General features: G+C 54.6%; 33 protein-coding genes. All 33 read left to right on the top strand.

Translation table 11 applies throughout. The features are described from left to right. The first annotated feature begins 21 nt into the window (after positions 1 to 21). The 33 genes from ACN0IC_RS09985 to ACN0IC_RS10145 all read left to right on the top strand — a co-directional run bounded on the left by ACN0IC_RS09985 (position 22) and on the right by ACN0IC_RS10145 (position 21,379). A complete protein-coding gene (locus ACN0IC_RS09985; RefSeq protein WP_416878635.1) occupies positions 22 to 528 on the top strand; it encodes a Na+/H+ antiporter subunit E in 507 nt (168 codons plus the stop codon). After that, the gene (locus tag ACN0IC_RS09990) at positions 525 to 836 is read left to right on the top strand and encodes a monovalent cation/H+ antiporter complex subunit F (protein WP_416878636.1); all 312 of its coding nucleotides are present in this window, start codon (positions 525 to 527) and stop codon (positions 834 to 836) included. The genes ACN0IC_RS09985 and ACN0IC_RS09990 overlap by 4 nt, the downstream gene beginning before the upstream one ends. Further along, positions 836 to 1,252, top strand: coding sequence for a monovalent cation/H(+) antiporter subunit G (gene mnhG, locus ACN0IC_RS09995; RefSeq protein ID WP_416878637.1), 417 nt, complete (start codon positions 836 to 838; stop codon positions 1,250 to 1,252). Before ACN0IC_RS09990 ends, mnhG begins: the two co-directional genes overlap by 1 nt. Then, entirely contained in the window at positions 1,253 to 2,032 is a 780-nt protein-coding gene (locus ACN0IC_RS10000) for a DUF4040 domain-containing protein (RefSeq protein WP_416878638.1), read from the top strand. Next, a complete protein-coding gene (locus ACN0IC_RS10005; protein WP_416878639.1) occupies positions 2,033 to 2,515 on the top strand; it encodes a Na(+)/H(+) antiporter subunit B in 483 nt (160 codons plus the stop codon). After that, positions 2,515 to 2,955 (top strand): cation:proton antiporter subunit C, encoded by a 441-nt coding sequence (locus ACN0IC_RS10010; protein ID WP_416878640.1) that lies wholly within the window; start codon positions 2,515 to 2,517, stop codon positions 2,953 to 2,955. The genes ACN0IC_RS10005 and ACN0IC_RS10010 overlap by 1 nt, the downstream gene beginning before the upstream one ends. Continuing rightward, positions 2,955 to 4,508 carry a monovalent cation/H+ antiporter subunit D family protein gene (locus ACN0IC_RS10015; RefSeq protein ID WP_416878641.1) on the top strand — a complete coding sequence of 518 codons (1,554 nt, stop codon included), beginning with the start codon at positions 2,955 to 2,957 and terminating at the stop codon, positions 4,506 to 4,508. The genes ACN0IC_RS10010 and ACN0IC_RS10015 overlap by 1 nt, the downstream gene beginning before the upstream one ends. 4 nt (positions 4,509 to 4,512) lie before the next feature. Next, positions 4,513 to 5,997: a proton-conducting transporter membrane subunit gene (locus ACN0IC_RS10020; protein WP_416878642.1), complete on the top strand. Its 1,485-nt coding sequence runs from the start codon at positions 4,513 to 4,515 to the stop codon at positions 5,995 to 5,997. Continuing rightward, positions 5,994 to 6,383, top strand: a complete 390-nt coding sequence (locus tag ACN0IC_RS10025) for a hypothetical protein (protein WP_416878643.1) — start codon at positions 5,994 to 5,996, stop codon at positions 6,381 to 6,383. Before ACN0IC_RS10020 ends, ACN0IC_RS10025 begins: the two co-directional genes overlap by 4 nt. After that, on the top strand, positions 6,380 to 8,128 hold the full coding sequence (locus ACN0IC_RS10030) for a Na(+)/H(+) antiporter subunit D (RefSeq protein ID WP_416878644.1): 1,749 nt from the start codon (positions 6,380 to 6,382) through the stop codon (positions 8,126 to 8,128). Before ACN0IC_RS10025 ends, ACN0IC_RS10030 begins: the two co-directional genes overlap by 4 nt. Further along, positions 8,112 to 8,561: a MucR family transcriptional regulator gene (locus tag ACN0IC_RS10035; RefSeq protein ID WP_416878645.1), complete on the top strand. Its 450-nt coding sequence runs from the start codon at positions 8,112 to 8,114 to the stop codon at positions 8,559 to 8,561. The genes ACN0IC_RS10030 and ACN0IC_RS10035 overlap by 17 nt, the downstream gene beginning before the upstream one ends. 193 nt (positions 8,562 to 8,754) lie before the next feature. Next, positions 8,755 to 9,258 carry a PAS domain-containing protein gene (locus tag ACN0IC_RS10040; RefSeq protein WP_416878646.1) on the top strand — a complete coding sequence of 168 codons (504 nt, stop codon included), beginning with the start codon at positions 8,755 to 8,757 and terminating at the stop codon, positions 9,256 to 9,258. Positions 9,259 to 9,391: 133 nt separating this feature from the next. Then, a complete protein-coding gene (locus ACN0IC_RS10045; RefSeq protein WP_416878647.1) occupies positions 9,392 to 9,745 on the top strand; it encodes a helix-turn-helix domain-containing protein in 354 nt (117 codons plus the stop codon). Further along, positions 9,746 to 10,582, top strand: a complete 837-nt coding sequence (locus tag ACN0IC_RS10050; RefSeq protein WP_416878648.1) for a DUF6456 domain-containing protein — start codon at positions 9,746 to 9,748, stop codon at positions 10,580 to 10,582. Further along, positions 10,548 to 10,952: a hypothetical protein gene (locus tag ACN0IC_RS10055; protein ID WP_416878649.1), complete on the top strand. Its 405-nt coding sequence runs from the start codon at positions 10,548 to 10,550 to the stop codon at positions 10,950 to 10,952. The genes ACN0IC_RS10050 and ACN0IC_RS10055 overlap by 35 nt, the downstream gene beginning before the upstream one ends. After that, positions 10,918 to 12,174 carry a DNA-packaging protein gene (locus tag ACN0IC_RS10060; RefSeq protein WP_416878702.1) on the top strand — a complete coding sequence of 419 codons (1,257 nt, stop codon included), beginning with the start codon at positions 10,918 to 10,920 and terminating at the stop codon, positions 12,172 to 12,174. The genes ACN0IC_RS10055 and ACN0IC_RS10060 overlap by 35 nt, the downstream gene beginning before the upstream one ends. A 120-nt stretch (positions 12,175 to 12,294) precedes the next feature. Then, positions 12,295 to 12,732 (top strand): hypothetical protein, encoded by a 438-nt coding sequence (locus ACN0IC_RS10065; RefSeq protein ID WP_416878650.1) that lies wholly within the window; start codon positions 12,295 to 12,297, stop codon positions 12,730 to 12,732. A 130-nt stretch (positions 12,733 to 12,862) separates the two neighbouring features. Beyond that, positions 12,863 to 14,038 (top strand): phage portal protein, encoded by a 1,176-nt coding sequence (locus ACN0IC_RS10070; RefSeq protein WP_416878651.1) that lies wholly within the window; start codon positions 12,863 to 12,865, stop codon positions 14,036 to 14,038. Continuing rightward, on the top strand, positions 14,035 to 14,301 hold the full coding sequence (locus tag ACN0IC_RS10075) for a hypothetical protein (protein WP_416878652.1): 267 nt from the start codon (positions 14,035 to 14,037) through the stop codon (positions 14,299 to 14,301). The genes ACN0IC_RS10070 and ACN0IC_RS10075 overlap by 4 nt, the downstream gene beginning before the upstream one ends. After that, the gene (locus ACN0IC_RS10080) at positions 14,298 to 14,750 is read left to right on the top strand and encodes an HK97 family phage prohead protease (protein WP_416878653.1); all 453 of its coding nucleotides are present in this window, start codon (positions 14,298 to 14,300) and stop codon (positions 14,748 to 14,750) included. The genes ACN0IC_RS10075 and ACN0IC_RS10080 overlap by 4 nt, the downstream gene beginning before the upstream one ends. Further along, the gene (locus ACN0IC_RS10085) at positions 14,743 to 15,933 is read left to right on the top strand and encodes a phage major capsid protein (protein ID WP_416878654.1); all 1,191 of its coding nucleotides are present in this window, start codon (positions 14,743 to 14,745) and stop codon (positions 15,931 to 15,933) included. The genes ACN0IC_RS10080 and ACN0IC_RS10085 overlap by 8 nt, the downstream gene beginning before the upstream one ends. A 198-nt stretch (positions 15,934 to 16,131) precedes the next feature. Beyond that, positions 16,132 to 16,695 (top strand): head-tail connector protein, encoded by a 564-nt coding sequence (locus ACN0IC_RS10090; protein ID WP_416878655.1) that lies wholly within the window; start codon positions 16,132 to 16,134, stop codon positions 16,693 to 16,695. Beyond that, positions 16,692 to 17,009 carry a phage head closure protein gene (locus ACN0IC_RS10095; protein ID WP_416878656.1) on the top strand — a complete coding sequence of 106 codons (318 nt, stop codon included), beginning with the start codon at positions 16,692 to 16,694 and terminating at the stop codon, positions 17,007 to 17,009. Before ACN0IC_RS10090 ends, ACN0IC_RS10095 begins: the two co-directional genes overlap by 4 nt. Next, positions 17,006 to 17,419 (top strand): DUF3168 domain-containing protein, encoded by a 414-nt coding sequence (locus ACN0IC_RS10100; RefSeq protein ID WP_416878657.1) that lies wholly within the window; start codon positions 17,006 to 17,008, stop codon positions 17,417 to 17,419. Before ACN0IC_RS10095 ends, ACN0IC_RS10100 begins: the two co-directional genes overlap by 4 nt. Before the next feature lie 21 nt (positions 17,420 to 17,440). Next, positions 17,441 to 17,851, top strand: coding sequence for a phage major tail protein, TP901-1 family (locus ACN0IC_RS10105; RefSeq protein WP_416878658.1), 411 nt, complete (start codon positions 17,441 to 17,443; stop codon positions 17,849 to 17,851). Continuing rightward, a complete protein-coding gene (locus ACN0IC_RS10110) occupies positions 17,848 to 18,159 on the top strand; it encodes a hypothetical protein (protein ID WP_416878659.1) in 312 nt (103 codons plus the stop codon). The genes ACN0IC_RS10105 and ACN0IC_RS10110 overlap by 4 nt, the downstream gene beginning before the upstream one ends. After that, positions 18,152 to 18,364: a phage tail assembly chaperone gene (locus tag ACN0IC_RS10115; RefSeq protein WP_416878660.1), complete on the top strand. Its 213-nt coding sequence runs from the start codon at positions 18,152 to 18,154 to the stop codon at positions 18,362 to 18,364. The genes ACN0IC_RS10110 and ACN0IC_RS10115 overlap by 8 nt, the downstream gene beginning before the upstream one ends. Continuing rightward, positions 18,348 to 18,758 carry a phage tail tape measure C-terminal domain-containing protein gene (locus ACN0IC_RS10120; protein ID WP_416878661.1) on the top strand — a complete coding sequence of 137 codons (411 nt, stop codon included), beginning with the start codon at positions 18,348 to 18,350 and terminating at the stop codon, positions 18,756 to 18,758. The genes ACN0IC_RS10115 and ACN0IC_RS10120 overlap by 17 nt, the downstream gene beginning before the upstream one ends. 24 nt (positions 18,759 to 18,782) lie before the next feature. Then, positions 18,783 to 19,406: a DUF2460 domain-containing protein gene (locus ACN0IC_RS10125; RefSeq protein WP_416878662.1), complete on the top strand. Its 624-nt coding sequence runs from the start codon at positions 18,783 to 18,785 to the stop codon at positions 19,404 to 19,406. Continuing rightward, positions 19,399 to 20,058 (top strand): DUF2163 domain-containing protein, encoded by a 660-nt coding sequence (locus ACN0IC_RS10130; RefSeq protein WP_416878663.1) that lies wholly within the window; start codon positions 19,399 to 19,401, stop codon positions 20,056 to 20,058. The genes ACN0IC_RS10125 and ACN0IC_RS10130 overlap by 8 nt, the downstream gene beginning before the upstream one ends. Then, the gene (locus ACN0IC_RS10135) at positions 20,055 to 20,498 is read left to right on the top strand and encodes an NlpC/P60 family protein (RefSeq protein WP_416878664.1); all 444 of its coding nucleotides are present in this window, start codon (positions 20,055 to 20,057) and stop codon (positions 20,496 to 20,498) included. Before ACN0IC_RS10130 ends, ACN0IC_RS10135 begins: the two co-directional genes overlap by 4 nt. Positions 20,499 to 20,624: 126 nt before the next feature. Beyond that, complete coding sequence (locus ACN0IC_RS10140) at positions 20,625 to 20,888, top strand: DUF4258 domain-containing protein (RefSeq protein ID WP_416878665.1); 264 nt, start codon at positions 20,625 to 20,627, stop codon at positions 20,886 to 20,888. After that, a complete protein-coding gene (locus ACN0IC_RS10145) occupies positions 20,885 to 21,379 on the top strand; it encodes a helix-turn-helix domain-containing protein (protein ID WP_416878666.1) in 495 nt (164 codons plus the stop codon). Before ACN0IC_RS10140 ends, ACN0IC_RS10145 begins: the two co-directional genes overlap by 4 nt. Positions 21,380 to 21,401 lie beyond the last annotated feature (22 nt).

The following is a 21,401-nucleotide window of genomic DNA, read 5'->3' on the forward strand; positions in this document are numbered from 1 at the left end:
GGCGAGGGAGCGCTATACGGCGTGATAAAACATAGTCTCATATTAATAGCTGCCTTATCCGTCACATGGCTGACGCTGTCAGGCTATTTCAAGCCCATGCTGCTGACTTTGGGCGTTATCTCGATTCTCTTCGTGATTGGTCTCACATTGCGTATGAGTATCCCTGACCGGGAAACGGCCCCCTATCTTTCTGTCCCGAGAACGCTTGCTTATTTTATCTGGCTTTTCAAAGAGATTATCAAAGCAAATGTTCAGGTTGTACGCGCCGTGCTTAATCCGGATATGCTTGTCTCCCCGACCCTGACAAAAATTCCGCTCTCGCAAGAAAATGACCTCAGCAAAGTGATGTTCGCCAATTCGATAACGCTCACACCGGGAACGGTCAGCGTGATGATGCAGGAAGACCATATTCTGGTTCATGCCTTGCTGAATGAAATGAGCGCACCGGAAGATTTTCGCGAAATGGGGGTACGGTCTGCCAAGTCGGTTGGAGAAAATATAAATCAGAGCGAGCAGGCGGGTTCATGAGCGTTGCACTGGGGTATATCTTCCTGAGCGCGGCATTTCTGATTGTCGTTTCCATGGTCATGATGCTCGCACGTCTTATCGGCGGGCCAACGCTTTATGACCGCCTCCTGGCGCTGAATTCTTTCGGAACCAAAACCGTTCTTTTTCTCTGCGTATTCTGTTTCATTATCGACCGTCCCGACGGGGTGGATATCGCCTTGCTTTATGCCTTGATGAATTTCATCGCGACGATCGCGGTTCTCAAATTTTTCAATTACAAGGCTCTAAATGTCCGCTTGCTGGCCGATCCGGAAGGGGAGGGCGAATAATGAGTCTTTTCTTGATGATTCTAGCCGCCGCCCCCGCCGTGGCCGAAACAGCCGGACAGTCAGGCCCGCATATTGACTGGCTGTTTTTTCTGAGGTTCCTTTTAACGACAGCCTCTTTGGCAGCAGGGATATTTTTTGTTTTGGCTGGCACATTTGGCGTGCTGCGCCTCCCGGATTTTTACACCCGTTTACATGCGGCAGGCATGACGGATACGCTTGGGGCAGAACTCATTCTTTTGGGATTGATAATCCAATCCGGCGTCTCCCAAATGTCGCTCAAACTGATGCTGGTAGGTTTCCTTCTTTTGGTGACCAGCCCGACGGCGACACATGCGGTTGCGCACGCGGCTTATAAAGCCGGTTTGAAGCCTGTTTTGGGGCGTTATCAGGCTCCGTCTCTGGACGAGGACAGCTAGATGTTCGCCGCCGCCACTTTCACGCCTCCAACGCTGTTATTGGACATCAGCCTGATGGCCATTCTGGTCATTGTGGCCGTGTCTATCGTGAGGATGCGGAGCCTGTTTGGTATCGTTATGCTGCAGGGCGTTTACTCACTCGTAAGCGCCGCCTGGTTTGTCAGCCTCGATGCGGTTGATGTGGCCTTTACGGAGGCGGCAGTGGGCGCAGGTGTTTCAACCGTGCTCATGCTTGCGGCCATGCTGCTGGCGGACCGCAAATCCGCGCCTGTTCCATTGTCAAAACAATGGGGCCCCTTGCTCATAGTCGTATTTGTCGGTCTGGCGATGTTCTATGCGATTGGCGATATGCCCGCTTATGGCGATGCAAATTCTCCGGCGAATAGCTATGTCGGGATGGACTATATGGAGCGAACCGCCGAAGAAATTCACATTCCGAATGTCGTTACGGCGGTGCTCGCCAGCTATCGGGGCTATGATACGTTCGGCGAGGCGGTTGTTATTTTTTCGGCCGGGTTGGGCGTTTTGCTTCTCTTGGGCCTGAATGGAAATGCGGGCCGCTGGAGAGCGGAATGTCAGGGGACGCGCGTCTCTACGCCTTCCGCGCCTTCTGCCAGCACAAGCCGGACATCTCCTGCGGAAGCGCCGAAGGGAGAGGCTGCCACAGCCAAAAGTCCGCCGAAAAAAACGACCGCCAAAAAAGCGCCTCCAAAGAAAGCGTCTCCAAAGAAAGCGTCTGGGGCAAAAAAGACACCGAAAACGTCAGGGAAGGGCAAGTAAATGGCTGATCCCAAGACTGATATGAAAACTGAAAATCTGGAACCCCGTGATCCGCATGTCGTTCTGCGCGTCATTGCCAAATTCCTCATTCCCTTGATTGCGCTCTTTGCTCTTTATGTTCAATTCCACGGCGATTACGGGCCAGGCGGCGGATTTCAGGCTGGCGTTATCATGGCGTCTTCCGTTATTCTTTATGCTTTGATTTTCGGGCTGGATGCGGCCAAGCAAGCCTTTCCGCCAAGCTGGATCCGCATCGGAATGTCACTCGGCGTTCTGATTTACGGCGGGACAGGTGTGCTGGCCTGGCTACTCGGCGGTGAGTTTCTGAATTATTCCGTCCTCGCCCATGATGCCAGCCATGGTCAGCATTACGGCATTCTGGCTGTTGAACTCGGTATTTTAATAACCGTGACAACCGTCATGATTGCGATTTTTTACGCTTTTGGCTCTCGCCAACCTGAAACGTCCGAGGAAGATTGGTAATGATAGCCGATATTTTCGAACAATATAATTATGCGATCGTTATCATCCTGATGATGACGGGGCTGTATGTTGTGTTTTCTTCCCGCAACCTTATCAAGAAACTGGTCGGTCTTTCGATATTTCAGACATCGGTTTTCCTCCTCTATATCAGCATCGCCAAAGTGGCAGGCGGTCAGCCGCCGATACTGGTCGGCGATCATGGAGGCCATGGCGGAGCTGAAACAGAGGTTCTATACTCCAACCCGCTTCCGCATGTGTTGATCCTGACCGCTATTGTGGTTGGTGTTGCGACATTGGCTATTGGACTGTCGCTCGTCGTGCGGGTTCGCGAAGTCTATAAAACCATAGAAGAAGACGAGATAGACGCTTTGGATTATGCCTATAATCTTGAAGGCACGGGGGAAACCTCTCCGGCTCCGGAAACAGGAGCGAAACCATAATGGATCTGAGTCTTTACATGCCGGAATGGCTGCTGACCCATGGCGCGGCCTTTCTTATCGCCCTGCCGCTTTTAATGGCCGCGATTACGGCCATTTTGCCGAGCCGAAAGTTTGTGTGGTGGACGACGAGTTTTATTACCTTGATTTTGGCTGTGACAGCCCTGGCTTTGGCTCAATTCGAAGTCGCCAATGGGGTGAGTATTTATGAGATGGGCGGGTGGGCCCCGCCTCACGGAATTTCGCTCAAGATTGACGCGCTTTCAGCGCCGCTGCTCGTCCTTATTTCTGTCATGGCCCTGGTCACTATGTTTTACGCCATGCCCGCCACGCTGGCAGAGATAGAGCCCAAGAAACGCGCGCCTTATTATGCGGCTTTCCTGCTTTGTATCGCCGGCCTGCTGGGCATGGTCGTGACAGAAGATGCGTTTAATGTTTTCGTCTTTCTCGAAGTCAGTTCGATTTCCACCTATGTTCTGGTGGCTTTAGGCGCGAGCCGCGACAGACGGGCCTTGGTAGCGGCCTATAATTATCTCATTCTCGGCTCTATAGGGGCCACGTTTTTCGTCATTGGGGTCGGGTTTCTGTATATGGAAACCGGCACGCTCAACATGGCGGACATGGCCCGTATCCTGACGGAGCTGGACGGGGGCTCTCGTGTCTCCATGGTCGCTTTTGGATTTATTATTGTCGGCCTGGGGCTCAAGCTTGCCATGTTCCCGCTGCATACCTGGCTGCCGGGGGCCTATGCTTATGCGCCCACGCAGGTCACGTCTTTCCTCGCGTCAACAGCAACCAAAGCCGCGCTTTACCTCTTGCTGCGTTTTACATTCTTCGTTTTCAATCCGGATTTCGCTTATGTCGATGCGGTTCTGATCTTCCTGATTTTTGGACTTGGTATAGTCGGAATGATCTTTGCCTCACTGCAGGCCATTTTCCAAACCGATGCGCGCCGTATGCTAGCCTATTCATCGGTCGGCCAGGTCGGCTATATGTTGCTCGGGATCGGTATCGCCACAACTGCCAGCCTCAGCGCCGCCTATCTTCACCTTATCAATCATGCCGTTATCAAAGGCGGATTATTCCTGGCGCTCGGCGCCATGTGGTACCGCTTCGGTATTACGCGCGTTGACGATTTCAGAGGACTGTCCCGGACTATGCCCTGGACGATGGGCGCGTTTACGCTTTGCGGCTTCTCGCTCATCGGCGTTCCATTTACCGCCGGCTTCGTCTCCAAAGTCGCTTTGGCGCAGTCCGCCGCCGCCGGAGGCTATTGGTGGGCCGTCGGCTTCATCATGATTAGCTCTATTTTGGCGGTTATCTATATTGGACGAATTCTGATGATTGCCTATTTCCGCGCCCCACCGGAAATTGACGGAAAACCTTGCGTTCGAAATGAAGCGCCGATGATGATGCTTCTGCCTATGTGGGCGATGGCTGTTCTGTCGATTGCCATTGGGATGAATATTTTCGGCGCGTCAGATATACTTGTCGGGGCGTCGGAACGAGCCGCAGAATTGCTGACTGGAACACCTCTTACTGGAATAGGGGGGTAAGGTCATGGTTCTGACTCCTGAATTCGCTCTACTTCTATTGCTCCTTATTCCGCTTGCTGCTGCGGTGCTCATTCCCCTCGCCGGGAAAGCGCCCAATATTCGCGAAGCAATTACCTTTGTGGCGGGCTTTGCTCTGCTCGGCGTTGTTATCTATCTCTGCCGCGAGGTGGCCTCCGGCGGACGCCCCGAGCTTTATCTGGGACGTTTTGCGGGGGCCTTTGAAGTCAAATTCGTTCTGGAACCTCTTGGCGCGACCTTTGCCGCGATTGCCAGCTCGCTCTGGATCGTCAACTCCGTCTTCACCCTGGGCTATATGCGCGGCAATAACGAGAAAAATCAGACCCGCTTTTTCATGTTTGTGGCCATCGCCATTGCCTCGGCCATGGGCATTGCCGCGTCGGGCAACCTCATTACGCTGTTCATTTTCTACGAAGCCCTGACCATTTCAACTTTCCCGCTCGTTTCGCATAAAGGCGATGCCAAGGCCCGGAAAGGCCTGACGATCTATGCGCTCATTTTGATGGGCACGTCTCTGGCGCTCTTGCTGCCGGCCATTATCGGCACGCAAGTTATTGCCGGCACGACCGATTTCCAACTGGGCGGCGTCTTCCCGCCGGGAACCTCCTTGCTCGCAACCTCTATCTTGCTTTTCCTCTTTGCGTTCGGGATTGCCAAGGCCGCGCTTATGCCTGTCCATCCCTGGCTGCCCAATGCCATGGTCGCGCCGACACCTGTTTCCGCGCTTCTCCATGCCGTGGCCGTCGTAAAGGCCGGCGTGTTCACCATGCTCAAAGTTGTCGTGTTTACATTCGGACCGTCTCTGGCGGCTGACACACCGGCGTCCACAACCCTGTCCTGGGTGGCCGCGATATCCATTGTTTTGGCTTCTGTCATTGCCTTGCGTCAGGACAATCTCAAAGCGCGTCTGGCGTATTCGACGGTTTCGCAGCTCTCCTACATCACGCTCGGCGCGATGCTGGCCACGCCGCTGGCGATTTTGGGCGGCGGCTTGCAAATCGTCATGCATGCCTGGGGCAAGATTACGCTATTTATGTGTGCGGGTGCGATTTACACCATTTCTCACAGAACAAAAATTTCGCAATTGGACGGTCTAGGCCGGACTATGCCCTGGGTGTTCGGCGCGTTTCTGGTAGGCGCCGTCTCCATCATCGGCATTCCGCCTGCGGGCGGCTCCTGGCCGAAATTTTTTCTAATGGCGGGGGCGCTGGATAGCGGCAAGGGCATCCTCATTGCGGCATTGATAGCCTCGTCCATTTTGAACATTATATACTTGGTTCCGATTGCGGTTCGCGGATTTATGAAACCCCCGGCCGATATCGCCGCAGACGCGATTATTGCAGAGGAGCAGAAGAAACATCTCTGGGTGATTGTGCCGCCTGTCTTCACGGCCTTGGGCAGTGTGATCCTGTTCTTCTTCGCCGGAGATATGGTTGATTTCCTCACGCCTATTCTGGGAGGCCTGTCATGAGTAAGGACTCCGCAAATCCGAATGTTCAAAAACATGCAGCGGATGATATTCATCCGGCGGCCAAACCATTTCTGTTTTTGGTGGACGACAAGTTTAAGCGCAATTTTCTTTGGCTGCCGCTGGCCGGGATTGTTATCACGACAATATTGGGCGTCATGCACCCTCTGAAACACCCTGCGCCGTGGGATATCATTCCCGGGTCCTGGGCTGTGTTCGGATTTCTGGCCTATTCCTTTATTGTCTTTATGGCGCGTCCGCTCTTCAAGCTGCTGAGCCGGGATGAGGGATATTATGGGGAAGGCGGTTTGCCCGATCCTTTTGTCAGCGCGGAAGGCCATGACGAGACGAGCCACGCCGAGACGAACAAGGCGGGGGACAAGTCATGATTGATCTGATGAATATCAATCCGGGTCTCTGGATTATCCTCGCCGGACTTGTCTGCGCCTTGTTTCCAAAAACGGACGCAACCCACTATATCCGGAAATTCTTTTTAATCGCCGCGCCGGTTTTTGCCGGTTGGCTGATATTCCAGATGCATTCTCTGGAGCCTGAATATATTCGCGGCGTTCTGACATTTGGCGGTATAGAACTTACCACGCTGCGGATTGACGGCCTGTCCCTGGTCTGGGGTTATCTCTTCTGTCTCGCTGGATTGATTAACGGAATTTATGGCCTGCACGAAAAATGCCGTATTACGGACAGCTCGGCCCTGATTTACACAGGCGCCGCTGTGGCCGGCGTTCTGGCCGGCGATATGATAACCCTGTTTGTTTTCTGGGAATTGACAGCCATTTCTTCTGTCTTCCTCGTTTGGAAAGGCGGAGAGGCAGCTTATGCCGCTGGACTTCGTTATCTGGCGATCCATGTCTTTTCCGGCGTCCTGCTTCTGGCCGGGGCGGTCATGGTGGCGCAAAGCCGCGGCGGGGATTTCACCTTTGACTTCATCGGATTGAACACCCCCGGCGGATGGCTGATGATGATTGCCATGGGCATTAAATGCGGCTTCCCGCTGCTCCACAACTGGATGCAGGATGCCTATCCCAAAGCCTCAATTACGGGAACGGTTATCCTGGCGTCCTTCACGACGAAATTTGCAATTTACGCTTTGGCACGCGGATTTGAAGGCACGGATATTCTGATATGGGTCGGCGTTATCATGACCTGTTTCCCGGTTTTCTTTGCGGTGGTCGAAAACGATCTTCGCCGGGTTCTGGCCTATTCGCTGAATAACCAGCTTGGCTTTATGGTCGCCGGTATCGGTATTGGCGGCGCGCTCGCCATGAACGGCGTTGTCGGACAGGTTTTCGTTCATGTTATCTTTAAAGCCTTGCTATTTATGTCCATCGGAGCGGTCATGTACCGGACCGGCACAGCCAAAGCGTCCGAGCTTGGCGGTCTATTCCGTTCCATGCCGTTTACGGCGGTGCTCTGCCTCATCGGGGCGGGCTCCATCGCGGCCTTCCCGCTTCTTGCGGCCTTTGTCACGAAAGCCATGATCCTCGCCGCCGCGCTGGAAGAACATCTCTGGGTGCCATTCGCCATGATGCTCTTTGCCTCCGCCGGTGTGATGGAACATTCCGGCATCAAGGTGCCGCACTTTACCTTCTTCGCCCATGACAGCGGACGCCGCGTTAAGGAAGCGCCTTGGAATATGCTCGTCGCGATGAGCCTCGCCGGGATACTCTGTATCGTTCTGGCCTGGCCGTGGGGAGGTTACCAGCTGCTCTACTCCATGATGCCGTTCCCGATGGAAGAGGCCTATAAGCCTTATACCTGGGATCATGTCGTCTTTCAGCTACAGCTCCTCTTTGCCGCGATTTTCGCCTTTACCCTGCTCAAGCGCTACGGCGTTTATCCGGCAGAGCGACGGGCCGAGATTATCGACTCCGATTGGGTTTATCGCCGTATGGGGCTGAATGTAGCCCTCTGGAGTTCGGCCATGTGGGATCGATTGAATTTTCAGATTAACAGGTTGCATAAGCGCACGATCGGCCATGTCGGGCAAAAGCTCTATCAAATGTTCAGTCCTGCGGGCGCCATGAGCGAGGCGGCGCCGTCCGGCCTCCCGGCGGTCATAGTGGGAGGCATATTATTCGTGACCCTGATCGTTATCTATGTCCTCGGCACCTAAACCTCCAAAACCGGAAAAACCTTCAGGGGACGACCTGTCTCCTGAATTTCTTTTGACACAAACCACTAAAATTGCGGCCGCTTATCTGTCGAATAATTCGGTAGAGGCTGAGGCCATCCCAGACTTGCTCGGCTCAATTTATGAAGGGTTGGTCGGAGCCGCGAGAGCCGGGGAAGACGGGCAGGAGGCAAAAGCGCTTGTTCCGGCGGTGCCGATTGAGGAATCGCTCAAGGATGATGTGATTATCTGCCTGGAAGACGGGAAACCCTATCAGTCTCTCAAACGCCATCTCCGGGTTAAGTACGGCATGAACCCCGAGGAATACCGCGAAAAATGGGGCCTCCCCGCGGATTACCCCATGGTCGCGCCGGCCTATGCCAAACGCCGCTCCGAACTCGCCAAACGGACGGGATTGGGGAAAAGCCGCCCTTGAGATGACACCCTAATCTTCTACGAAGATTCCTGAAATTTCACTTCCACCCAAAGTCGAATCGGAAGCGATTCAAAAAACGGGGCCTTTTTGGGTCAATTCCTGAAAATATGGTTAACAAATGGTTGCCGCCGGGACTCGCTTTTTCGATAAAGACTCCAGGATCGGAATAAGGGCCGGTTCGGGGGAGAGTTGAGTGATAAAGGGTAACGCATTACGCCATCAAATGGTGCTTCCACAGCAACAGAAGATTTATGACTATTGGCGCTCCAAATGCGTCGGCGGTCAGCTCCCGGCTCGGCACGACATTGAACCGCATGTGATCGGAAAACAGCTTCCCACAACGACTATTACCGAAGTGTGCGAGGGCGCGCAGCGTTTTCGCATTCGTCTGGCGGGGACGGGGTTCTGGAATCTGTTCGACAGCGAAATTCAGGGACGACATATTGATGAATTGCCGCTTGGGTGCCGCAAGGATTACTGGCAGCGCGTTCTTCGGAATGTGGTTGAGAATAAACGGGCATATGCCGGAGTAACCCGGCCCGGCACGCCGAACGGATCGCATCTGGCGCAATTCTGGATTCGGATGCCCCTGTCCGAAAACGGCGCCGACGTAAACATGATCCTCGGTTATGACCATTTTGTCAAAATGCAGCGCTCGTCCCAGTCAGAGTCCGATCAGGATAAAATTTTTGCCTAAATTCAATCTCTTAGGAGATTTCCCACGGCCTTTCCAATGACCGGATGTTGACATTTTGTTCTTTTATATAGGAATATAATCCTCACTTATGATTTTTGGGCTATACTGCCTTCAGTCATGACCGGAGGATTGAATGAGACGCCCACCCCATCCCAAAATTATAGCCCGTCAAACCCATCAGGCGGGACTGGCCATTGCGGCTGTTGCGCTTGAGTTTGGCATAGCGGAGCCGGATTTGATCGATCCGCCCTGCGCGAGTCCGCATTTGCGGTTTACGCGTCAGCTCGCCATGTATCTGACCCATATAGTCTATGAGCTGAACCCCACCCATATCGCCCGGATATTCCTGAAAGACCGATCCACTGTCGCCCATGCTTTGAAAGTTATCGAAGACTGCCGGGAGGACGCCGTACTGGACATGAAGATTATTCGTCTTGAAAATTTCCTGCGCCAATCTCCGAAAGCCGTCGAGACGGAGGCCGCTTAAATGCTGAGCCCCCATCAAATACAAATCCTGCGGCGCCTCCTGCATCATAAGGCCATTATTTCTCTAAATACGGGCTGTGACGCCATGCCGGCCCGGCCCTTGGGCGATAAACGTAAACGTCCGGTTTTCTGGGTGCCCGTCAAGGACGTGCAGGCCTTAGAATCCTACGGCGCGCTGGAACTACATAAGGACGGATATTGCGTGGCCAAAACGGCGGAGCGCAGGTTGAAACATGGACGCGACGGGACGGCGACGCAGCAGCATTACGATCTGGAAGAACGCGAGGTCTATGTCCAAGGGGGCGTCAAACGAAAAGCGGCCGTCAATGCGCGCCTGACGGTCCTGGACCGCCTGGCGCGGCGGACGGATTATGACGGCCGCCCGCTGCTCGACGCGCCTCTGGTAGAGGCGGGCAGACATTTTACGCGGGACTATCATGCCTCGGGTCACGGCCTGACGGCCACGCAGCGTTATGACACAGCCGGGGTAGAAGAAGGCGGAAACTGCAATCGCGCGGAAGATCAGTTCATTCGCGCCGCCGATGCCAAAGCCCGGGTGCAGGACGCCAGAGACGTGATGGGAGCGGGACTGGATGTGGCCGTCGTTGCGGTGTGCTGTCTGGATCGGTCGCTGGAATCTGTCGAACGCGCCGAATCTTGGGCCAGTGGCAGCGGTCTCACAATTTTGAAGCTCGGTTTGAAAAAACTCTCGGCTCATTACGGTACGGTCGCGGGAATAAAACGCGGCTCATCATCGCCCAAGTCCAAATCTAATCCGCCTCCTTCTGGAAAGACAATTTCCTATGCCCCCTCCAAAACATACGCCGATAGAAAGTGATGCTCTGCTTTTCGAGGCCGCCGCGCCGCAAATGGCCATATGGCGATTGCTGGAGGAGATGACTCTGGCGGCGGAGCAAATACGAGAGGAGGGCAAAGACCCTGCGGCGGCGCGCCAGACAGCCGAGACCCTCGACAAAATTGCCCGTTCCATGAGCAGCACATTGAAATGCCTGTCTGATTTACAGGCGCAAAATGACCGCATTCGGAATGCGGATGCAGAGAAGAAGTTCACGCGTTATGAAGACCTTCCCCCGCCTGACCCCGAAGACCGAAGACGCTTTCTGGAACGGCTCGATCATCTCGTCGCTCAAATCGAACCTCTCTCCGACGAAGATGCTGCTGCTCGTCTGGAGTCTTTCCAGAAATGACCCTTACCAGTTTTTTAAAAACTGGGAAATCTGGCAACGCGGCGATCAACGGAACGAAACAGACTGGCTGATTTGGCTCCTGCTGGGGGGACGCGGCTGTGGCAAAACCCGCACTGGGGCCGAATGGGTGCGTTGGAAAGTGTTTGAAACGGGGCGCATCGCTCTGGTCGCGCCAACTCTGGCCGATGCCCGCGAGGTCATGCTGAGCGGGGAAAGCGGATTGTTCAATATCGGATATCCGAAAGAACGTCCCACATACTCGCCGTCCCGTCGCCGCCTGGACTGGCCGAATGGCGCGGTGGGGTATCTGTTTTCCGCCGAGGATCCGGATAGTCTGCGCGGCCCGCAATTCGGCGCGGCCTGGGCAGACGAATTTTGCGCTTGGAGCTACCCTGAAGAGACACTTTCCAATTTACGGTTCGGACTGCGCGTTGGGGAAAGGCCGCAACTTGTCATCACGACAACCCCGAAACCTATCCCGGCGCTTAAATCCCTGATGTCCGTCGGCGGGCTCGCGGTCAGCCGGGCGCACACGAGTTCCAATGCGGCAAATCTGTCTCCGGCCTTTCTGGCGGCGATGAAGGAAACCTATGGCGGCACGCGGTTAGGACGACAGGAACTGAAGGGCGAAATCCTGTTTGATCGCGAGGGCGCGCTCTGGTCGCAAACCATATTCGAGACCTGCCGTTATGAAGGCGCTCTTCCTCCGCTGGAGCGGATAATTGTCGCCATTGACCCGCCCGTGACGTCGGGGGCGCGCTCGGATCAATGCGGCCTCATCGTCGCCGGCGTGCAGGGGCGGGGGAATACGGCGCGGGCCTATATTCTACATGACGGCACAGTGCAGGGCTTGTCCCCGACGGATTGGGCCAAGACCGCCATCTCGCTATATAAGGGATGGGACGCCGACTTCCTCCTTGCCGAAGTCAACCAGGGCGGGGACCTGGTCAAAACTATTCTTCACACGGTCAATCCCTATGTTCCGGTCAAAACGGTGTTCGCCAAAAAGAGCAAGACTGGCCGCGCAGAACCAGTGGCTCTACTCTATGAACAAGGGCGCGTTTTGCATGCGGGCCGCTTCGACGCGCTGGAAGCCGAATTGCGTTTAATGGGCACGGCAGCGACCGGAGCAAAGAGTCCGGATCGCGCCGATGCGCTCGTCTGGGCGGTGACGCATTTATTAATCGAGGGCAAATCGGAACCGGGAATTCGCCGAATATGACCCTGAAAACCTCAAGGTTTACTAGAAAAACCCGACAACTCTTAAATCCTCCTTAACTCTAATCCTTCATAATTAGGCCCAAATTGATTGACGATTTTCGAAGGCTGTGGGGAGACGAAAATGAATTTGAAAGCCAAACGCGACCTGAAAAACGAATTGCAGGCAAAGCTGGATCGGACGACATCCCAGTTAGGGGAGCTTAACCGCGAATTGGCGGAGCAGATGATTACGCTCGCGGCTCAGACGAATGATACAGCCCCGCTAATTCAAGCGGTTGAAGCGCTCAACAAAGCCAAAACCTATTATAAAATTGACTCCGCTCCGAAAGAAGCGCTGATTATCCAATGCGCTCTGGCGGATACGCTGTTGAAGCTTGGCCAGAAAAACCGCGACCGAGCGGCGCTGGAAAGCTCTATCGAAGCTTATCGCCGGGCAATTACTCTGGCGTCACTCGTCGGCGATGAAACCCGCCGGCAAGACCTGAAGGTCAATTATAAACTCGCACAGACCCTGACCGGACGACACAAAAAAATTCCATCCCTGTTTAAGGTTGCGTAAAACCGAAGTTTTTCAGGAGTTTGCAAGAATTATGAAGAGAATGATCCGCCCTTAGCGGTTCTGGGGTATAAACAACTTATCGCCGGAATTGCGCGTTAAACAAAACGCGCCGCCCGAAAGGATAAGCCCCATGTTTAGTTTTCTCAAACCCGCTGCGGGTCGCAGCGGTTTTTTTTCTGCGCCGCAAGCACAGCCGTCCGACACAAAAGCCGCGCAGCCTCTTATCGCTCTGCAGCTTTGCTCGGAGGCGCATTGGACGCCGCGTAATTTCTCTGCCCTGTGCCGAGAAGGCTTTGCGCGCAATCCCATCGTCTATCGCTGCGTCCGCCTGATTGCCGAAGCGGCGGCGAGCGTGCCTTTAAAACTGGAAGGAGACATATCGGCCTCAGAGTTTTTGACGCGCTCGCCGATAATGTCCAGCTCGACCGAAACGCTCGAAGCTTTTTACGGTTATTTGCAACTCTCCGGAGAGGCCTATCTGGAGGCGCGAATGGTGGGCGGGGCGCCCGTTTTTCTTTCCGCCCTAAACCCCGGCGCCGTGACGGCGCTCCAAACCCGGACGGGCGCGGCAGCGGCCTGGGAGGTCGAAACGGCGGAAGGCGGAAAACGCCGCTTACGTCTTGATCCGGCCTCGGGCCGGTCTCCGCTCCTTTTCATGTGCCTGTTCAGCCCGCAGGACTCTGTCTCGCCCTTGCAGGCGGCGGCGCAGGCTGTCGACCTACATAATGAAGGCGGGCGATGGGCGAAGGCGCTGTTGGAAAATTCCGCTCGTCCCAGCGGCGCGCTCATTTACAAAGGCGTGAGCGGATCGGAGCATCTCACCGAAGATCAATTTGAACGCCTGAAATCCGAATTGGACTCAGGTCATGCCGGGGCGCGTCATGCGGGTCGACCTCTAGTGCTGGAGGGCGGCCTTGATTGGAAATCCATGAGCCTGTCGCCAACCGATATGGATTTCATTCAGGCCCGCCGCGAAGCTGCCCGCGAAATCGCGCTCGCTTTTGGCGTGCCGCCCATGCTGCTCGGCCTGCCGGGCGACAATACTTACGCCAATTACCGCGAAGCCAATCAGGCCTTCTGGCGGCAGACGATTATCCCGCTCGTCCGCAAAACATCGGATGGCCTCCAAAGCTGGCTCCGTCCCTGGTTTGACGACGCTCTCATAATTTCACCTGATCTGGAGAAAGTGCCCGCTCTGTCCGAAGACAGGAATACGCTCTGGCAAAGGCTGACAGCGGCTGACTTTCTTTCCAACAGCGAAAAGCGCGCCCTTGCCGGACTTTCGCCGAAGGGAGACACCGCATGAACCAGAACAAAGCCTATTCTTTCAATCGCACGGTCACGCTCGGCATGTTGATAACCCTGTCCATTCAAACGGCGAGCGGTCTGATCTGGGCGGGCGGGGCCAATGCGCGGCTTGAAGCCGTGGAGACACAACTCGTGCTGCGTCAACCCTCTCTGGAGCGTGTTGCTCTGCTCGAAGGGCAGATGGATATGATACGGGAAAGTCTTGGACGGATTGAGCGGCAAGTCACTCTCAACGCCATTGAAGCGGAGCGCCCGAAATGAGCGCCTCCCTTCGTATCAGCGGCTATGCCAGCCTGTTTAATCAGACGGACTTATCCGGCGACGTCGTGAGCCAAGGCGCGTTTGCCGCTTCGATACTTGCGCTGCCTGATGGACGTTTGCCGATGCTGTTCGGGCACGAAACGAGCGCGCCCATTGGAGTCTGGGACCGGGTGGTGGAAGATAGAACCGGACTCTTCGTCTCGGGACAATTAATCGGCGGTTCGGGAGAGGCGGGTCGAATAGCCACCCTCATCCGCCAAGGCGCGGTGTCGGGCCTGTCCATCGGGTACCGCGTTCGACGCTCCAGCCGTAATCAAACCGGGCGCCTCCTGACAGAACTGGATTTGTGGGAGGTCTCGGTCGTGGCTTTCCCCATGCTCCGCAGCGCGCGGATTACCCAAATTGACGATCTTTCACTCTCACAAAAAGGAAACATGGCTTATGCCTGATTTAGAAACGAAGCATTTAAAAGCTGATTTCGCCAAAACATTTGAGGCGTTCAAATCCGCCAATGACGAAAGACTGGCGGCGCTGGAATCCAAATCCTCGGATGGGGTTCTCGACGAGAAAGTGTCCCGCCTCAATGCCGCGCTGGACGCGCAATCCAAACAAATAGACAATCTGTCGATGAGCCTGTCCACCCCGTTGCAAGGCGGACGAAACAACAATGAGGCCAAGTCCGCTTGGTCCTCCTTCATCCGGACAGGCGACGCGCAGGCCCTTGCCTCGCTTGAAGGCAAATCTCTCTCCAGCACGGATGGGGAGGGCGGCTATATCGCTCCGCCGGAAACAGAGAGCCGGATTGACCGGGCGCTGACGGAAAGCTCGCCTTTCCGCTCTATCGCCTCCGTTCGGCGTATTGGGGCCGGATTATTTAAAAAGCCGGTCTCTTCCTCCGGCGCCGCGTCGGGCTGGGCCGGAGAAACCGACGCCCGGATCGAAACGCAGGCCCCGCAGCTCGAACTGCTCGATTTCCCTGCGGGCGAGCTCTACGCCATGCCTGCTGCGACGCAGGCGCTATTGGATGACGGCGTGGCCGATGTCGATCAGTGGCTTGCCGATGAGGTGAGGGACGTCTTTGGGGCGCAGGAAACCGCCGCCTTTGTTAGCGGAGACGGGGTCAATAAACCGCGCGGCCTGCTCGACTACGTTCAAGCCCCGAATGGCACGCAGAGCTTCGGCGAACTCGGCACTGTCAGCACGGGCACGGCCGGAGCGTTTGAGGCAGGCTCTCCTGTCGATGCGCTGCTTGATCTTATCTATGCGGGAAAGAGCCGGTACCGGGCCGGGTCGAGTTTTGTCATGAACCGCCGGACCGTAAATGAGATACGGAAATTCAAGGATGCCGATGGCAATTATATCTGGCAGCCCGCTGCGGAAGCCGGGCAGCCTTCAACTCTGCTCGGCTACCCGCTGGTCGAGGCGGAAGACATGCCGGATATATCCAGCGGAAACGCCGCCATTGCCTTTGGCGATTTCCGCCGCGGCTATCTGATCGTGGACCGTCAGGGCGTGCGCGTCCTGCGCGATCCCTATTCCGCCAAGCCTTACGTTTTATTCTACACGACAAAACGCGTCGGCGGCGGGGTGCAGGATTTCGACGCGATTAAGCTGCTCAAAGCCGCGGCGTAAGTCACGCTAGCTATACCCTGTCATTCCGCACGCCGCAGCGTAGCGGAGATGCAAGAGGTCGAGAGATTTAGAGCTTAATCAAAGGCAGCATCCAGTCTCTCGGTCTTCCGCGTCAAGCGCGGAGTGACAGATACTTTCAATTTTTCACAAGGTCGCCTTTCGGGCGGCCTTTTTTATTTCCATCATCAGGAGGACATTTTGATAACCGATATAACGCCCCCGCCCATAGAGCCGATCACGATTGAGGCGGCGAAGCTTTTTCTGCGTCTTGACCACAACGAAGAAGACGCGCTGATTAACGAGCTCATTCAGAGCGCGCGCGAGCAGGTCGAAACGCTTTGCCGCCAAAGCCTGATTAAACGTCCGCAGCGCGTCACCTTTGCCCCGCCGTTTAGCCGTAGTCTCTATCTGAACATTGCGCCGGTTCAATCCGTAACGGCGATGACGCTCCACTTGGAGAATGGAGAGGATGAAACCGTGCCCTTGGATGATCTCAAGATCAATCTGCGTGCCACGCCTGCCAATATTCAGAAACAGACCTTAGGACTTTGGAGTTGGCATCACCGCCCCGAAATCAAAGCAATCACCGTAGATGTGGTCGCGGGGTACGGCGAAAGCATTGACGATATTCCCATGCCGTTGCGTCAGGCCATGCTCCTGCTCATCGGGCAGGGTTATGAACACCGCGCGGGCAAAGACATGCCGGGCATTCCGATGATGGTCGATGCCCTTGTCATGCCTTATCGGAGCCTGAAGCTATGATCGGGCAATTACGTACGCGGCTGGGCCTCTACGCGCCGTTTGTCGTCGCGGACGATCTCGGCGGAACCATCACCACCTGGAGCTTTCAGCACGCGCTCTGGGCGGCAATTAAGCCAAAGACTCTCTCGGAAACGCGCGAGAATGGACGGCTGAGTATTACGCAAAGTTACCTCGTCATCATCCGCTACCGCCGCGATTTCCCGGAACGTGCGCGGCTCATTTGGGGCGACCGGATATTGCGCGTCATTGCCGCCTCCGATCCTGATACGAGAGGCGAACGGCTTCACCTTATTTGCGAGGAGGAACGGCAATGAGTCAGGAAGCAATAGCCAAAGCGGTGCATTCGGCGTTGTCGCAAAGTACCGCCATTCAGGACGCTCTTGGCACGCCGCCCCGTCTCTATGACAGCGCCCCCGAAGATCCCGTTTTTCCCTATCTCAGCTACGGCGCGATGCGCCGCGAAGATGTCGGCGGGGACGAAACGCAGCTTCATTTACATCAGATGACTCTGCATCTCTGGTCGCGATATGCGGGGCGGGCGGAAGTTCTGGCTTTGCTGGCTCAGCTTGAGGCGGTGGTCACGGATTTGGACGGCCTCGCCGGGCATTTACTGACAGGCAGCCTCGTCAGCGCAACCCCGCTTTATTCCGACATCTTGCGCGCGCCGGATGGCCGAACCCATCACGGCTTGCTGCGCCTGTCTTACCTTGTTCAAGCCCCCTAATTTTATCGAAAGGAGCCTTCCATGAGCGCTCAACGCGGACGGGATATGCTCGTCAAACTCAAACAGGAGGATGAGAGTTATGTCACCCTTGCCGGCTTGCGGACGAAAACGCTCCGCCTGAATGCGCGGGTCGTCGATGTGACGGACAGCGACTCGGCGCAAGGGTGGAAAGAACTCCTGCCCAATGCCGGGGTGAAATCTGCCGAAGTCTCAGGGCAGGGAATATTTCGTGACGCGGCGTCTGCCGCGCAGGTGAGACAAGCCTTTTTTGAGCAAGACAGTTTGGAGTTACGGTTCCTTTTGCCGGGCTTTGGCCAGATTGACGGCGCGTTTCTGATTTCGACCCTGACCTATTCCGGCAGTTACCAAGGCGAGGCCGGGTTTGATATTACCCTGATGAGCGCCGGTGCGCCCGTGTTCAGCGCGCTATGAGTCCGCATTCCCGAACCGTCCAATTGGGCAGAAAATCTTATTCTCTTCGTTTCACTCTGGCGGCGCTTCTTGTCCTCTCTCGCCGCTTGGAGTGTCCGGGGCCAAAGGCATTGTCCCGCTGCCTGCAAAGCCCCGATCGATCCGTGCGACTTACCACCGCGCGGGTCATGCTGGCCTGTCTGCTTTCCCCGGAAGATCTGACTCCGGGGAAGGCAGACAGAGTCGCATTCAAGGCCAGCGAAACAGAATTGGCAGAGGTGATGAAGGTGATGGCGGACATGATTGAGGAGGCGTTCGAGAATGTCTGAAACAACGAAGTGGCCGTTTGAGACCTGGCTCCGATTGGCAGTTTTACAGATGGGCCAAACGCCTGAAAGCTTCTGGTCAATGGATGTCGCGGACTGGCTGACGCTCTGTAAAAGAGAGAGCGGCAAGGCGATGTCATCCGTTGATTTTGACGCCTTACAGAAACAATTTCCTGACGCGGAGGTCACAGATGACGGAGACAGATAGAGCGGCTCGGGCCGTCTCTGATTTCGATATTGAAGGGGCGGCTGATGCCGCAAACGACATGGCGCAGGCCTTCGAGAAAGCGGGGGATCGCATTTCAAATGCTCTGGAACGCGCCGCCCGAAAGGGGGAGTTTTCTTTCTCGAATTTAGCCGAATCCATTACGCGGGATCTGGCCAGATTGGCCGTGACAGAACTGATTTCAGACCCGCTTCAATCCGTGTTCAACTCTGCCATTCAATCTATTTCAGGGCAGGGCAGTTCCGCGAAACCTTCTCCCATAAATGTCACGATGAATGTGTCTGGCGTTAGCTCCCCGTCGGAGTTCAAGAAGTCGGAAACACAGCTCGCGGCAGGTCTGTCGCGGGCGTTAAATCAGGGGCGAAAGCTCCTTTAAAATTTTCCATTCAATGAGATAATTATGACGGAATTTCACAATGTCCGCTTTCCGATGTCGCTTGCCTTTGGGGCGAGTGGAGGGCCGGAATTTACCACACAGATTTCGCAGCTCTCTAGCGGGCAGGAATATCGTAACGCCCCACATGCTCTGCCGCGCCGGAAATTCGACGCAATCGCAGGGGTTAAGTCAAAGGAACAGCTTGCTGAATTAATACAGTTTTTTATATACCGAAAAGGACGGTTGCACAGTTTTCGCTTTTCCGACCCCTTTGACAATTGCTCCTGTTCTATAGAGAGAACGCCGTCAAACCTCGATCAGACCCTCGGGCAAGGCGATGGAATGACAACCAAGTTTCAACTTGTCAAAGACTATGGTGGTCTCGCGCGTCCTATCACAAAGCCTCTGGAAAATTCGGTTTTGATTGGCGTTGATGGGCAGTCGGTTTCACCGCCCGATATTGCCATAGATTACCTGACGGGGATCATAACTTTCGTCTCGCCGCCGACCCCCGGAGCCGTTCTTACAGCCGGCTTTTCTTTTGATACGGTCGTGCGGTTTGATACCGATTTTCTTGATATGACCTTGGAGGATTTCGGCGCCGGGCAGATGCGCAGCCTGCCTATGGTGGAGCTGCCTTATGCGTGACCTTTCTCCGGACTTAATTAATTCCCTTTCTCAGTCCGTTACGACTTTTTGCATGGCTTGGAAACTGGAGCTGAAAGACGGACGCGTCTTTGGATTTTCAGAGCATGACCGCGACCTCGTCATTGACGGCGTGACCTATTCTGCCGGGTCGAGCCTAACAGAATCTGAAGCTGAACATCGTCTTGGCTTTGCCTCTGACAATGGCGCGATTGAAGGCGTATTGGACGCGGCCTCAATTTCAGAAAGCGATATCACGGACGGTATTTTGCAAGAGGCCAAACTGTCCCGCCTGAAAGTCAACTGGCAGGACCCGACGCAATTTATTGTCATCTCCGTTGGCGACTTGGGACAGGTCACGACTCGCCGGGATCATTATGAAATTGAGTGGCTCGGCCTGTCCCATAAGCTCGGCCGGTCGACGGGCCGCGTATTTTCAAAAAAGTGTGACGCCAGCTTTGGCGACGCGCGTTGCGGGGTGGACGCGTCGCAATTTCCGGACGGAACAGTTTGTCCGAAAACCCTTGAGGCCTGCCGCCATCAATTCGGCAATGTCATTAATTTTCGCGGTTTTCCCTTTTTGCTCGGTGATGACGGCCTTTATTCCGGCCCCAAGGAAGGCGCGCCCAAGGATGGCGGCTCACGTTATAAATGAACGACATTCAAAGGCGCGTCCTTACAGAGGCCAAGCGCTGGCTCGACACGCCCTATCAGCATCAGGCGAGTGAATGCGGGGCGGGATGCGATTGTCTGGGCCTTGTTCGCGGGATTTATCGCCGCCTCTATGGCGGGGAGCCTGTCGCCCCGCCGCCCTATACACCCTATTGGGCCGAACAATGCGGCGAAGAGACGTTGCGAAAGGCCGCGCGAGACTGGTTGATAGAAATCCCGAACGCCCAGGCCCGCCCCGGCGATGCCCTGTTATTCCGCATGAGCTTGGACGCACCTTGTAAACATATCGCCATTCTCTCTGCGCCGAACATTATCACTCATGCCTATTGGGGCCGCGCCGTGGTGGAGAGTTTTTTCGTTCCCTATTGGCAACGCCGTTGGGCCCACAGTTTCCGTTTTCCTGAGAAAGGTAACTATGAGTGACAGCGTTTTGGTCTTGCAAATATGGATTTTACCTTTAAATATATCATCATGATACATTTAGTTTAGGCATTTAATATTATGTGGGACCCGGCTACAGCGACAAGCGAACTTAATAAATTAGGGAATATGCTTAATCTTGATTTGGTTTTAACTGATCATGCAAAGGAACGACTCGATGAAAGAAACATTACTACAGGTGACATTCTACATATAATCAGAACAGGATTTGTGTATGACGCTCCGCAGCCTGCCTCACGCGATTATTACAAGTACGCAATAGAAGGTAGATCGCCGAACAGTAACGGGCGGACGATAAAATTAATTATAATCCCTGATGTCAAAGCTTGCGGTGTCAAGTTGATAACAATCATGTGGAAAGATAAAACATGACAAAAATGAGCAAAGTGAAAGATTATAAATACACCGAATGCGGTCTTGATAATGTGATCTTAAAAGATATGCCTTATCAAGAGGATGATGATGGCAACATTATTTTCCGGATACCTGCGGTTAACCTACTTCACGCAGTCATCGCTTTCGGCATTGTAATGTCGGAAAGTGGAATGCTGCCTGATGAATTAAAGTTCATTCGAACAGAATTAGGCTTAACACAGTCTGAACTCGGCGAGAGAGTACAGAAAGATGGTCAAACTGTTGGCCGGTGGGAGCGTGGAGATAATCCAATTGACCAAACAGCAGAGGTGGTCATTCGAATGATGATAATAGAACACCTAGAAGGTATCGGGTTTTTCAATCTCATCGATGTGGATGAAAGCGAAATGCGTGTTGAGAATTTAAGCAGAAAGTGTATTCCATCTACGCGAAACGATCCAATTAAAATTAGTCCAGATGGAAACAAAGGGTATCGCTTAGTAGCCTGACTTAATCACTAATAAATCCGTA

This window comes from Litorimonas sp., from assembly GCA_029936425.1.
Lineage (GTDB): Bacteria > Pseudomonadota > Alphaproteobacteria > Caulobacterales > Maricaulaceae > Litorimonas.